We start from the raw sequence: 12,344 nt of genomic DNA on the forward strand, positions 1-12,344 counted from the left end.
CAAGCGGCAGCCCATGATTAAACAGCCCAGTTTCAAACGGCCAAAGATATATCGTACCTAGGCTCAATGCTCATGCGGTGCATGATGCTGACACTCGTGCGGCTGATGAATATAGGGCTGCTCGTATTGATGACCAAAAAGCTTTTTGAATTCTTGAGATACGCCCAAATCGCTGGGCTGCCCTTCACAGCAGATGTGTTTATTGAGACAAATGACTCGGCGACTGCCACGCATCACCCAGTGTAAATCATGGGAGACCACCACCATGGCACACTGCAAAAAAGGTGGTAAGTCATCGATAAACTCATACAGCCAGCGCTCGCTTTCAGGATCTAAGCCTTGCATCGGCTCATCTAAGATAAGCAGGTCGGGTTTACTGAGCAATGAGCGTGCCAGCAAAATACGCTGGGTCTCACCGCCTGACAGATGAATAACTTGCTTCTTAAGAAGAGGCGTAACGGACAGACGCTGATACAAAAAGGCCTGCTGCTCAGCAGTCAGCCGGTTTTTGGTCTGTGCCAATAAGTCTTGCACTCGTAGCGGCAGTATGGCGGGTATGCTAAATTTCTGGGGTACATAGCCAATCTCAAGCTTGGGATGGCGTTTGATGTGTCCTGAAGTGGGGGTCAATAGTCCCAAAATAAGCTTCATTAAGGTGGACTTGCCAGCGCCGTTGGGGCCGATGACGCTGATTTTCTCACCGCGCTCAATACTAAGACTGATATTGCTTAGCAGCACCTTTTGTGCCGGGTCATCAGCCAGTGCTAAGGACTTAGCTTTGGCAGAGCGGGCACCGTTAAGCCAGCCGGAGAGTTTGCCTTTGGCCGGCTCAGAGACACCTTCTTGTCTATCTAAGCCTCGGCCGCTAATGCTAAAGCCTACGTTGTCCAAATGCATTAATACTGAGGTTGACTCAGAAGCATTAACCTCAGCGGCAAGCTTTGTGATATTTATCCCAGCGCTGGGTATAACACTGGCCTTAGGCGGGTTAGGCTCTTTTATAAGGCTCATAGACTATCCTTGCACTACCGCATCGGCTAGGCTTGGCGAGCAGGTATGGCATAACCCTTTAAGCTCCATCACGCTTTGTTTGACCTCAAAGCCAGCTTGCTGCTTCACGTAGCTTGAAATCTCCTGAACGGGCATGCCGCTACATTCTTGTACCCGCTGACAGTCATTGCATAATAAGAATACGGCATTGTGCTCATCGCGGGGATGGCAACAGGGTACAAAGGCATTCAGTGAGGTCAATTGATGAATAAAGCCGAATTCTAACAAAAACTCTAAGGTTCGATAAATGGTCGGCGGCGCCACCATCTTGGCTTTATTGCCTTGATCTTGGGCGCGGCTGTCTTGCAGGCTTTGGATTAAGTCATAAGCACCAAGCGGCTTATCAGATTGCAAAATCAGCTGATAAACGGTGCGTCTTAAGGGTGTAAAACGGGCGCCTTTAGTCGCACAAAGTTGCTCAGCAGCCAATAGCCGATTCTCAATCTCGGCTTGAGTTAAAGCATGCACATCATGCAAGTGTGGGCCATGATGGTCACAGGGGGCGCTAATTACTGCGTCAGGGGCATTACTAGATACGCTCATAACTCACCTCAGAAGTGGGCCTTTCAATAAATTTGTAAAAATGCTTAAAATTATATTAGTTATAGTATAACATATCTGTGTATAGATAGAGAATACTGTTTATTGACGCTATCTTACTTACGCGCGTCTGCTCGCCACTGCGTCATTAGTATTTGATTAGTATTTGCCAGCTGCTTATCATTAATTGCCTTATCACAGAGAATAGTATGTTCCCAGTTCAGCCTAACACCGCCTTACACTCTTTATTATCAAAACAGTCATTATCTGTGCGTTTAAAGCAGTTAGCACGCGGGGTAGGGGCCCTGTTATTAACCAGCGCAGCACTGACAACCTCTGCCAATGCGGCGCCATCAACAGCCGCCGCCCCTATAGGGATTGACCAGCTGCCTGCTGCCATACGCGACAATACCCAGATTGCCATTAGTAACTATCCTTTGTTTTTACTCAGTGAAGCGGTCACCAAGGGCGCGCCCTCAGGCAAGCTTTTATTAGATCCAGGTGATGTGGGCCATCATGGCAGCCTAAGCCCCAGCGATATGAAGACGGTACAAGACAGCCGTTATGTGATCTGGTTTGGCAGTCAGCTAGAGTCCAATTTGGCCAAGCCTTTGGCAAAAACTCATAACAGCATTAGCTTATTTGGCCTAAAGGCTTTTCATCGTGAGCCGCTGCGTGATGTCAAAGCAGAGCCCATTGAAGGCACTTTAGATCCGCACATTTGGCTAGATCCCAATAATGCCAAAGCCATCACCCGAGCACTGGGCGCAATTTACAGTCGTGCCAATCCAGAGTACAAAGCGATTTATGCCGCCAACGTGCAACGCTTCGCACAGCAAATGGACAGTGCGGTACAACAGGCTTTCGTCAGCAGCAAATCGCCTCGACCTTATTGGGCGTATCATGATGCCTTTCACTATATAGAGCCGGCCCTTAATTTACGCTTAGCAGGGGCGCTTACCTCAGACCATCACCTACCACCCAAAGCCAGTCAATTTCATTGGTTAAAACAAAATCGCCCCAAGCCTACCATGTGTATGCTGTTGCAAGCAGACAGTAATCAAGGCGTGCTCAGCAAACTAAAACCTATTAATAGTACAGTGCAACAAGAAGACATGAGCGGCGCCACCGACTTTATCTCAGGCTGGCAAGCTTTGGCCAAAGACATCAATACGTGTATTGGCTAGAGCGGTATAAGCTGACGTTGAGTATTGTTAAGGTTGCTGTTAAATATTGCTTACAGTGTTGTATAAAAAAAGTATTTGACAAAACGATATTTTTTCCTTGCTTTAGGGAAAAGCGCTCTCTATAATAGTCGGCGTTTTGTATTACAGAAAAGCCATGTCAATTCAATCAAAAGCGCCACTACGCGCATCGCAAAGAAAAGAGCTGCAACGCCAAAAACTACGACGACAAGCTCGGCTTAGAGCCCTCGTTCTTCTAGTGATTATCGGTGCTGCCTGGATAATTGACTTTGCTTTTTTTAATAATACGACAAGCAATGACAGCGCTTATGCGTTTATTATCGCCAAAAGCGTGGCTTTAGGGGCGTTACTAAACTGGGTAGCCCAAACAGTCTTTGCTTGGTTTGTATTTCGCTATAGCGGTGCTCAAGCCAGACAAAATATAGTAGGCAGTTTATATTTTGGTCAAATTGTTAAATGGGTGATCGTTATTGCTGGATTTAGTCTTATTTTTATGACTATTAAGTCGCTTTCAGCCGCTGCTATCGTCGTGGGATTTATGACCATGCAGATAGGGCAGTTTTTAACCTTATGGAAAATCCGTTAGGGTCTGTGTATTCAAAGCATTCACCGCTGTCTAAACTTTGTAATCAAAGAGAAGGTGAGCAAGCTTAATACAGTTAAGCTTAAATTAGTGCTTAGCATTATCTGCTTTTAAAGTGTCAATTAAAGGCGTAAATAGTGTATGATACGCTGGCAGTTTTGAGTAAGATAAAGTAACAGGTTTACAATCTGGAAATATTTATTAAATAAAATAAACGTTTTCTTTACACTTTTACCTCTCTACTTTAATATAAGTAGTGATTTTTTGAGCGCCGAAATTTAATTAGCAAAGAGTTCGAAATTACTATTTTTTGCTAATTAAATTAAAGGTTAACACACACTTATAAGAAGCTAAGATTATGGCAGCTGAAATAACCTCGACTGATTATATTGCTCACCATTTGACCAACTGGACTTATGGCTACTTGCCTGGCGAAGGCTGGAAAGTAGCTCATACTGCAAAAGAAGCCGGTGAGATGGGCTTTATGGCCATCCATTTGGATTCAATGCTTTGGTCAATTGGTCTGGGTATCGTGTTTTGCGCATTATTTTGGTTGGTTGCTAAAAAGGCGACCGCAGGTGTTCCTGGCAAGCTACAAGCAGCGATCGAGATGATTGTTGAGTTTGTTGACACCAACGTTCGCGATTCTTATAACGGCACATCAAAGTTAATTGCGCCATTAGCATTAACAATCTTTGTGTGGATCTTCTTGATGAACTTGATGGACTTAATGCCCATCGACTACATTCCAGTACTTGCCCAAAAAGTGGGTGCTGCTATGGGCCATGATCCCCATCATGTGTTCTTTAAAATCGTACCAACTACTGATCCGAACATCACTTTAGGTATGTCGTTCTCAGTTTTTGCATTGATTATTTATTACAGCATCAAAGAAAAAGGTCTAGGCGGTTTTGTTGGTGAACTAACCCTTCATCCTTTCAGCGCTAAAAACCCAATTGCAAAGATTATTTTAATCCCAATCAACTTCATCCTAGAATTTGTTACTCTAATTGCCAAACCAATTTCACTTGGTCTACGTTTATTCGGTAACATGTACGCAGGTGAGCTGATCTTCGTATTGATTGCCTTAATGCCATTTTGGATTCAGTGGGCACTATCAGTACCTTGGGCAATTTTCCATATATTAATTATTACCCTTCAGGCGTTCGTATTTATGATGTTAACGATAGTTTATCTATCACTAGCGTCACAAACCGAACATTAATTAAAGTTTTTCTTAGGTAAATGAGGATACATCAATGGATCCAGTATTAGGTGGTTACACAGTTATCGCAGTTGCATTACTAATCGGTTTTGGTGCTCTAGGCACAGGCATTGGTTTTGCTATCTTAGGTGGTAAGTTTCTAGAAGGCGTAGCACGTCAGCCTGAGCTTGGCTCACAGTTGCAAACTCGCATGTTCATTGTAGCCGGTCTTCTAGATGCGGTACCAATGATTGGTGTTGGTATTGCGATGTTATTATTATTCGCAAACCCTCTAGCTTAATTTAAACATCAGTGACCCCTGTTGACCATTCGAAGTAATTTTGAATTTTTATCAGATACCGAGTGGTCAATGATACTGATTTTTATTAATAAAGAGGTGATCGTGTGAATATTAATCTTACCCTAATCGGTCAGTCCATAGCGTTTGCAATTTTTGTTCTGTTTTGCATGAAGTTCATTTGGCCCGCTCTTATGGGTGCTATTAGTGAGCGTCAGCAAAAGATAGCTGATGGTCTTAATGCAGCCGAGAAGGCAAAAGCAGACTTAGCAAGTGCTGAACAATCAGTTGAGCAAGAACTTGCGACAGCGAAAGCGAAAGCTGCTGCACTGATTGAGCAAGCGAACAAAAGCGCTAACCAGCTTATCGAAGAAGCAAAAGCGCAAGCCCAAGTGGAAGGCGAACGTATTCGTCAACAAGCCCGTGAATCAATCGATCTTGAGATCAATCAAGCACGTGAAAGTTTACGTACTCAGGTTTCTGAGCTTGCCGTACTTGGTGCTGAGCAAATTCTAAAAGAAAAAGTTGATCAGCAAACGCACGCCAATATGCTTAATGAATTGGCTGCTAAGCTATAATTGATAGAGTTAAATTAAAAGCACTATTGTTCTTTCAGTTGATGTCAATCGGCTGAGCTAAGCGCTAATAATGCTGCAGTTTGCCACAGCGATGTTGTTGACTGTTCGTTATCACCTTAGTCCACAGTAGGGGTTAACTCTTATCAATAATCAATTTCTCATACCTGGTTTGTTTTATATAAAGTTTTACATAAAATATGGCTAAGAGGACATAATGGCTGAATTATCTACACTAGCGAGACCCTACGCCAAAGCAGCATTTGACTATGCCCATGAAAACTCAGTCATTGGTGAGTGGGAAGATTTCTTGTTTATCGCAAGCAGCGTGGTTGGTGATTCTGCCTTTGTGCAAATGCTAGAAAACCCCGCTATTACTGCTGAGCAAAAAGCTGACATGTTAGTTAGCATCTATGACGAGCAAGTAACCTCAACTGAGGAGACACCGCTTAAGTCTTTGCTTCTTAGCACTCAAAATCATAAAGATGAGGCGCAGTCTAACCAAGCTCTTCCGGCCGCAACCCCTCAAATCAAAAACTTTGTGCACCAATTGGCCGAGCAAGAACGTTTGAGCTTAATACCTCAGGTATATGAGCAATTTCGCTTGCATCGTGCTCAAGCACTCAAACAAGTCAACGCATATGTGACGTCTGCTTATCCGCTAAGTGAGACACAGCGTGTCATGATTCAAAAGCGCTTAGAAGAATCTTTAAAAGCATCTGTTATTATTCATGAAGATGTAGATCCTAGTTTATTAGCGGGTGCCACTGTTAAAATTGGCGACAAGCTTGTTGATGACTCGGTGCGTGGAAAATTAAAACAGTTAAAAACACAGCTAACTGCTTAACGCATAATTAAAAATAATAATAGTGGCCCAACACGGCTTACTGTATACATACAGGCTATTATTAAAGTACTTATAACAGTAACTTTTGCCTAATAATAACAGTTACTAAGTACTAATAAACCGGCGAGTAAGCAGGCAATCACAAATTAAAGGAAACAAGGCAATGCAACAATTGAATCCAGCAGAAATCAGTCAACTGATTAAGCAGCGTATTCAAGACCTTGATACGAGTGCAACCGCTAAAAATGAAGGCACTATTGTCAAAGTATCTGATGGTATTGTTCAGATTCATGGTCTTGAAGATGCGATGTACGGTGAGATGATTGAGTTTGAAGGCGATGTCTATGGTATGGCATTGAACCTTGAACAAGACTCCGTCGGTGCGGTTGTTTTGGGTGATTACCTAGGTCTTCAAGAAGGTCAAAAAGCTTACTGTACTGGCCGTATTTTAGAAGTACCAGTAGGTCCTGAATTATTAGGCCGCGTGGTTGACGCCTTAGGTAACCCTATTGATGGTAAAGGCCCAATCAACGCTAAGCTAACTGATAAAGTTGAAAAAATCGCCCCTGGTGTTATCGCTCGTCAATCTGTTGATGAGCCAGTAATGACCGGTTATAAAGCGGTTGATACCATGATTCCAATCGGTCGTGGTCAGCGTGAGCTTATCATTGGTGACCGTCAGACCGGTAAAACTGCTATGGCCATCGATGCCATTATTGCTCAGAAAAACTCTGGCATTAAGTGTGTGTACGTAGCCATCGGTCAAAAACGCTCAACCATCGCAAACGTAGTACGTAAGCTTGAAGAAACTGGTGCTTTAGCCTACACAACTGTGGTTGTGGCTTCAGCTTCTGAGCCTGCAGCACTTCAGTACATCGCGCCATACTCTGGCTGTACTATGGGTGAATACTTCCGTGACCGTGGTGAAGACGCGCTAATCGTTTATGATGACTTATCAAAACAAGCGGTAGCTTATCGTCAGATTTCACTACTACTACGTCGTCCACCAGGTCGTGAAGCTTATCCAGGTGACGTTTTCTATCTTCACTCACGCCTATTAGAGCGCGCATCACGCGTAAACGCAGCGTATGTTGAAGAGTTCACTAACGGTGAAGTAAAAGGTCAGACCGGTTCTTTAACTGCACTACCTATTATTGAAACTCAAGCAGGTGACGTATCTGCATTCGTACCAACCAACGTAATTTCTATTACTGATGGTCAGATCTTCTTAGAATCAAGTCTGTTTAACTCAGGTATTCGTCCTGCAGTTAACGCCGGTATCTCTGTATCACGTGTTGGTGGTGCTGCTCAGACTAAGATCATTAAGAAACTATCTGGTGGTATTCGTACTGCATTGGCTCAGTATCGTGAATTGGCAGCGTTTGCTCAGTTTGCATCTGACCTTGATGATGCGACCAAGCAACAGCTTGATCACGGTGAGCGTGTTACCGAATTAATGAAGCAGAAGCAGTATCAACCAATGTCAATTGCGGAACAAGCCGCGGTTATCTTCGCCTCGAACGAAGGTTACTTAAGCGCTATTCCTGTTGAGAAAATTGGTGCATGGGAAGAGGCTTACCTACGTTACATGTATGACGAGCAAGCTGACTTGATGCAAGAGATTAACGACACTGCAAACTATAATGATGATATTGCGGGCCGATTAAAATCTTCAGTTGAAACGTTTTTACAAAACCACACTTTCTAAGTAACAAGGGTGCGATCAGCTTAGCTGGTCGCACTATTTGAAGTGTGACGTTTCAAGATTAATCCTCATTTAAACCCCGCCGAATTGGAAATGTTATGGCAAGTTTAAAAGAAATTCGTGCTAAGGTTACCAGCATCAAAAGTACGCAGAAGATTACGCGTGCGATGCAGATGGTAGCCGCCAGTAAAATGCGCCGTGCCCAAGAGCGTATGGAAGTTGGTCGTCCTTATGCTGAAAGTATGCGCCGTGTGGTCTCACACTTAGTGAATGCTTCTTCAGATTATAAGCATCCTTATATGACTAACCGTTCGGTAAATCGTGTTGGCTATATTCTAGTGACTTCTGATCGTGGTTTGGCAGGTGGGTTAAACATTAACTTGTTTAAAAAGTTAATGCACCACGTTCAAGAATTTCAAAATCAGTCTGTTGAAGCTGAGTTTGCTGTAATTGGCTCTAAAGGCGTCAGCTTCTTTAAGAGCTTTGGCGGTAAAGTAACTTCAGCAGTCACTGATTATGGCGATAATCCAACATTTGAGCAGTTAAATGCTCCTGTTCAAGCCATGCTTGATGATTATGCTAATGGTCGTCTAGATCGTATTTACATGGTTTACAATAAGTTTGTTAACGCGATGACGCAACAACCTATTGTTACCCAATTGGTTCCTCTACCAGACAGTGCTATTGACTCTGCAGATGCTGGCATCAATACAGAGCTTAGCTGGGACTATATCTACGAGCCTGATGTGAAGACATTGATTGATGGTTTGCTTAATCGTTATATCGAATCAATTGTTTATCAAGCGGTCATGGAAAATATTGCCTCTGAGCAGTCGGCACGTATGGTTGCGATGAAAGCAGCAACTGATAACGCTGGTGACCTAATTAATGATTTACAGTTAGTTTATAACAAGCTGCGTCAAGCGGCAATTACCCGAGAGATTTCGGAGATTGTCGGCGGTGCTGCTGCTGTTTCCTAATTGACATACCTATATTTTAGAAGTTCAAGGAGAACGCCATGAGTAGCGGTCGTATAGTACAAATTATTGGCGCAGTTATTGACGTCGAGTTTAACCGCACTGACGTGCCTCAAGTATATGATGCATTAGTCGTTGATGGTACTGATACCACACTAGAAGTTCAGCAGCAGCTGGGTGACGGTGTTGTACGTACTATTGCAATGGGATCGACAGAAGGTCTTAAACGCGGTCTACCAGTAACCAATACTGGTGCCCCTATTACCGTACCTGTGGGTGAAGCCACCTTAGGTCGTATTATGGACGTATTGGGTCGCCCCATTGATGAGCAAGGCCCAGTTAATTCTGAAGACAAGTGGTCTATCCACCGTCAAGCGCCATCATATGATGAGCAAGCGAACAGCACTGACCTTTTAGAAACGGGTATTAAAGTAATTGACTTACTTTGTCCGTTCGCTAAAGGTGGTAAAGTTGGTCTGTTCGGTGGTGCCGGTGTTGGTAAAACCGTAAACATGATGGAATTAATTAACAACATCGCGCTTAAGCACTCAGGTCTATCAGTATTCGCTGGTGTGGGTGAGCGTACTCGTGAAGGTAACGACTTCTACCACGAGATGCAAGAAGCGGGCGTTGTTGATGTTGAAAACTTCACCAACTCTAAAGTTGCGATGGTTTACGGTCAGATGAATGAGCCACCAGGTAACCGTCTACGTGTTGCACTAACTGGTCTAACCATGGCTGAATACTTCCGTGATCAAAAAGATGAAAACGGTAAAGGTAAAGACGTTCTATTATTCGTTGATAACATCTACCGCTACACACTAGCCGGTACTGAAGTATCAGCACTATTAGGTCGTATGCCATCAGCGGTAGGTTATCAGCCGACACTAGCTGAAGAGATGGGTGTACTACAAGAGCGTATTACATCAACTCAAACAGGTTCTATTACCTCTATCCAAGCGGTATACGTACCTGCGGATGACTTGACCGATCCATCACCAGCAACGACGTTCGCTCACTTAGACGCGACAGTAGTACTAAGCCGTGATATCGCCTCTCAAGGTATTTACCCTGCGATTGATCCACTAGACTCAACTTCTCGTCAGCTAGATCCACTGGTTATCGGTGAAGAGCACTATAACGTTGCTCGTGGTGTTCAGGAAGTTCTACAGCGCTATAAAGAGCTTAAAGACATCATCGCCATTCTTGGTATGGATGAGCTTTCAGAAGATGACAAAATGGTGGTATACCGCGCTCGTAAGATCCAGCGCTTCTTATCACAGCCGTTCCACGTGGCAGAAGTATTCACCGGCGCACCTGGTAAATATGTCACGCTACGTGAAACCATCTCAAGCTTCCGTGATATCTTAGACGGTAAGTATGACAACCTTCCAGAACAAGCGTTCTACATGGCAGGTGGCATCGATGAAGTGGTTGCTAAAGCTGAGAAAATGAAGTCTGCAGCTTAATGAGATAGTGCTAAACAGGGTGTGGCATATTTCATATAAAGTATGTCACACTCAGATTAGCGATCAGCTATCGCAATTTAAGACATTTATATCAAATTAGTAAGTTAATGAGTGAATAACGGAGAGTCGCATGGCAACCTTACAGTGCCGAGTAGTCAGTGCTCGTGAAGAGATATATGCTGGTGAAATCAGTATGTTAATTGCGACGGGTAGTGAAGGTGAAGTTGGTATATTAGCAGGTCATACCCCGCTCATCACACTATTAAAACCGGGCTCAATGCGCATTCAAACACCTGATGGCAATGAAGAAGTCATCTATGTGTCTGGCGGTGTTCTTGAGGTTCAGCCTAAGCTTGTGACCGTACTTGCAGACACTGCAGTGCGTGCCCATGACTTAGATGAAGCTAAGATTGTTGAAGCTCGTAAAAAAGCAGAGCAAATGCTGGCTAATCAGACTGAGACTTTACAGACCAATGCGGCATTGGCCTCTTTGGCAGAATCTGTTGCCCAGCTACAAACGATTAGAAAATATCGTAACCGTGCTTAAGGCTTATACTGCCTAGTAGTGTATACATATTAAATACTTATTAAAATAAAAAAACAGCCTATACTAGGCTGTTTTTTTATGTGTTAAGATTAAGTCGATAACTATTAGTTTGTTTATTAATAAAGCTAACGCGCTGAAGTGGCATTAGTATTTGAATAGACTAAGGTATGAATAAATAGGCTTTTGGGCTAACATAATAAACTCAAGCCTGATTAATAAAGGCTTTTATGGCTATACTGATTGATGACAATATAGTTAATCTATATACTAAATGTAATGCATACTTTTAAGTAGAGAAGGCAATCACAGTAAACATTGATAACTGTTTTGAGGAAGAATAATGTCTAATATTGAAGAAGAACAAACCCCACGGATTTTAATTGTAGAAGATGATGAACGTCTTGCTATGTTAACCCAAGATTACTTGGTTAAAAACGGCATGGATGTCGCCATCGAAACTGACGGTAACCGTGCTATCCGCCGCATTATCAATGAACAGCCTGATTTGGTTGTATTAGATGTGATGTTACCAGGTAGCGATGGTCTAACCGTTTGCCGTGAAGTACGTCCACATTACCACAGCCCAATTTTGATGCTGACTGCGCGTACAGAAGACATGGACCAAGTCTTGGGTCTTGAGATGGGTGCTGACGATTATGTCGCTAAGCCCGCTCAGCCTCGCGTATTATTGGCTCGTATCCGCGCTTTATTACGCCGCTCGGAGAATGCACCTTCAGAAGAAGTACCACAGCGCTTAGAGTTTGGTGAGCTGGTTATCGACAATGGTGGCCGCTCAGTAACCCTAAATGGCGAATTGGTTGACTTCACCAGTGCTGAATATGACCTACTATGGCTGTTGGCCTCAAATGCAGGTCGCATCTTATCACGTGAAGACATCTTTGAGCGTCTGCGTGGTATTGAGTATGATGGTCAAGACCGTTCAATTGACGTACGTATCTCACGTATTCGTCCAAAAATCGGTGATGATCCAGAAAATCCAAAACGCATTAAAACAGTACGCAGTAAAGGCTACTTGTTCGTTAAAGAAGGCAACTAATTTTACCTAAATAGTTGCTGCAGATGGCGTTGCTCATGCGGTGATATAAAGCTGACATAGGCCTAATTGCTATCTGCTGTCTGATTAGCTTTGATTTATCACAAAGCCGGCTATAATAGCTGGCTTTTTTGTGTTTGGCTTTTGAGTGATTTTTAGCATAGCGGTCGTGTTCGACTGGTTTTTGTGTACTTTGTGCTAATTAATGGCCTATTTTGACAGTTTTTTTACAAAACTTGTGCCCTGACAACAAAATTTCAAACCATAGTAGTCGGAACTGCCCTTATAAT

Annotated in this window: 13 protein-coding genes; 11 read left to right on the forward strand and 2 right to left on the reverse strand. The window is 43.3% G+C overall.

Translation table 11 applies throughout. The features are described from left to right. Positions 1-63: 63 nt before the first annotated feature. Both JMX92_RS05300 and JMX92_RS05305 read right to left on the reverse strand, forming a co-directional pair. Entirely contained in the window at positions 64-897 is an 834-nt protein-coding gene (locus JMX92_RS05300; RefSeq protein WP_201544394.1) for a metal ABC transporter ATP-binding protein, read from the reverse strand. A gap of 117 nt (positions 898-1,014) precedes the next feature. Next, positions 1,015-1,593, reverse strand: a complete 579-nt coding sequence (locus tag JMX92_RS05305) for a transcriptional repressor (RefSeq protein WP_227535356.1) — start codon at positions 1,591-1,593, stop codon at positions 1,015-1,017. A gap of 206 nt (positions 1,594-1,799) precedes the next feature. On the opposite strand from JMX92_RS05305, the gene JMX92_RS05310 reads away from it, so the two are divergent. The 11 genes from JMX92_RS05310 (at position 1,800) to JMX92_RS05360 (ending at position 12,057) form a co-directional block, all read left to right on the forward strand. Next, complete coding sequence (locus JMX92_RS05310; RefSeq protein ID WP_201544361.1) at positions 1,800-2,777, forward strand: metal ABC transporter substrate-binding protein; 978 nt, start codon at positions 1,800-1,802, stop codon at positions 2,775-2,777. A 154-nt stretch (positions 2,778-2,931) separates the two neighbouring features. Next, entirely contained in the window at positions 2,932-3,381 is a 450-nt protein-coding gene (locus JMX92_RS05315) for an ATP synthase subunit I (RefSeq protein WP_227675274.1), read from the forward strand. A 355-nt stretch (positions 3,382-3,736) separates the two neighbouring features. Then, the gene (atpB, locus tag JMX92_RS05320) at positions 3,737-4,603 is read left to right on the forward strand and encodes a F0F1 ATP synthase subunit A (RefSeq protein ID WP_011959481.1); all 867 of its coding nucleotides are present in this window, start codon (positions 3,737-3,739) and stop codon (positions 4,601-4,603) included. Positions 4,604-4,637: 34 nt separating this feature from the next. Further along, complete coding sequence (gene atpE, locus JMX92_RS05325) at positions 4,638-4,883, forward strand: F0F1 ATP synthase subunit C (protein ID WP_007394515.1); 246 nt, start codon at positions 4,638-4,640, stop codon at positions 4,881-4,883. A gap of 104 nt (positions 4,884-4,987) precedes the next feature. Next, complete coding sequence (locus JMX92_RS05330) at positions 4,988-5,458, forward strand: F0F1 ATP synthase subunit B (RefSeq protein ID WP_011959482.1); 471 nt, start codon at positions 4,988-4,990, stop codon at positions 5,456-5,458. Between the two features lie 214 nt (positions 5,459-5,672). Continuing rightward, the gene (locus JMX92_RS05335; protein WP_201544363.1) at positions 5,673-6,302 is read left to right on the forward strand and encodes a F0F1 ATP synthase subunit delta; all 630 of its coding nucleotides are present in this window, start codon (positions 5,673-5,675) and stop codon (positions 6,300-6,302) included. Between the two features lie 163 nt (positions 6,303-6,465). Further along, positions 6,466-8,010 (forward strand): F0F1 ATP synthase subunit alpha, encoded by a 1,545-nt coding sequence (atpA, locus tag JMX92_RS05340; RefSeq protein ID WP_011959484.1) that lies wholly within the window; start codon positions 6,466-6,468, stop codon positions 8,008-8,010. A 95-nt stretch (positions 8,011-8,105) separates the two neighbouring features. Continuing rightward, positions 8,106-8,987 (forward strand): F0F1 ATP synthase subunit gamma, encoded by an 882-nt coding sequence (gene atpG, locus JMX92_RS05345; RefSeq protein ID WP_011959485.1) that lies wholly within the window; start codon positions 8,106-8,108, stop codon positions 8,985-8,987. Positions 8,988-9,025: 38 nt separating this feature from the next. After that, positions 9,026-10,453 (forward strand): F0F1 ATP synthase subunit beta, encoded by a 1,428-nt coding sequence (gene atpD / locus JMX92_RS05350; RefSeq protein WP_011959486.1) that lies wholly within the window; start codon positions 9,026-9,028, stop codon positions 10,451-10,453. Positions 10,454-10,583: 130 nt separating this feature from the next. Further along, the gene (locus JMX92_RS05355) at positions 10,584-11,000 is read left to right on the forward strand and encodes a F0F1 ATP synthase subunit epsilon (protein WP_011959487.1); all 417 of its coding nucleotides are present in this window, start codon (positions 10,584-10,586) and stop codon (positions 10,998-11,000) included. A gap of 340 nt (positions 11,001-11,340) precedes the next feature. Beyond that, positions 11,341-12,057, forward strand: a complete 717-nt coding sequence (locus tag JMX92_RS05360; protein WP_110815954.1) for a response regulator — start codon at positions 11,341-11,343, stop codon at positions 12,055-12,057. Positions 12,058-12,344: the final 287 nt, after the last annotated feature.

The organism is Psychrobacter sp. H7-1 (assembly GCF_904846585.1).
Taxonomy (GTDB): Bacteria; Pseudomonadota; Gammaproteobacteria; order Pseudomonadales; family Moraxellaceae; genus Psychrobacter; species Psychrobacter raelei.

Coding starts and splice junctions, on each gene's coding strand:
- JMX92_RS05300 (WP_201544394.1), bottom strand. CDS start 897: ATGCATTTGGACAACGTAGGCTTTAGCATTAGCGGCCGAGGCTTAGAT.
- JMX92_RS05305 (WP_227535356.1), bottom strand. CDS start 1,593: ATGAGCGTATCTAGTAATGCCCCTGACGCAGTAATTAGCGCCCCCTGT.
- JMX92_RS05310 (WP_201544361.1), top strand. CDS start 1,800: ATGTTCCCAGTTCAGCCTAACACCGCCTTACACTCTTTATTATCAAAA.
- JMX92_RS05315 (WP_227675274.1), top strand. CDS start 2,932: ATGTCAATTCAATCAAAAGCGCCACTACGCGCATCGCAAAGAAAAGAG.
- atpB (WP_011959481.1), top strand. CDS start 3,737: ATGGCAGCTGAAATAACCTCGACTGATTATATTGCTCACCATTTGACC.
- atpE (WP_007394515.1), top strand. CDS start 4,638: ATGGATCCAGTATTAGGTGGTTACACAGTTATCGCAGTTGCATTACTA.
- JMX92_RS05335 (WP_201544363.1), top strand. CDS start 5,673: ATGGCTGAATTATCTACACTAGCGAGACCCTACGCCAAAGCAGCATTT.
- atpA (WP_011959484.1), top strand. CDS start 6,466: ATGCAACAATTGAATCCAGCAGAAATCAGTCAACTGATTAAGCAGCGT.
- atpG (WP_011959485.1), top strand. CDS start 8,106: ATGGCAAGTTTAAAAGAAATTCGTGCTAAGGTTACCAGCATCAAAAGT.
- atpD (WP_011959486.1), top strand. CDS start 9,026: ATGAGTAGCGGTCGTATAGTACAAATTATTGGCGCAGTTATTGACGTC.
- JMX92_RS05355 (WP_011959487.1), top strand. CDS start 10,584: ATGGCAACCTTACAGTGCCGAGTAGTCAGTGCTCGTGAAGAGATATAT.
- JMX92_RS05360 (WP_110815954.1), top strand. CDS start 11,341: ATGTCTAATATTGAAGAAGAACAAACCCCACGGATTTTAATTGTAGAA.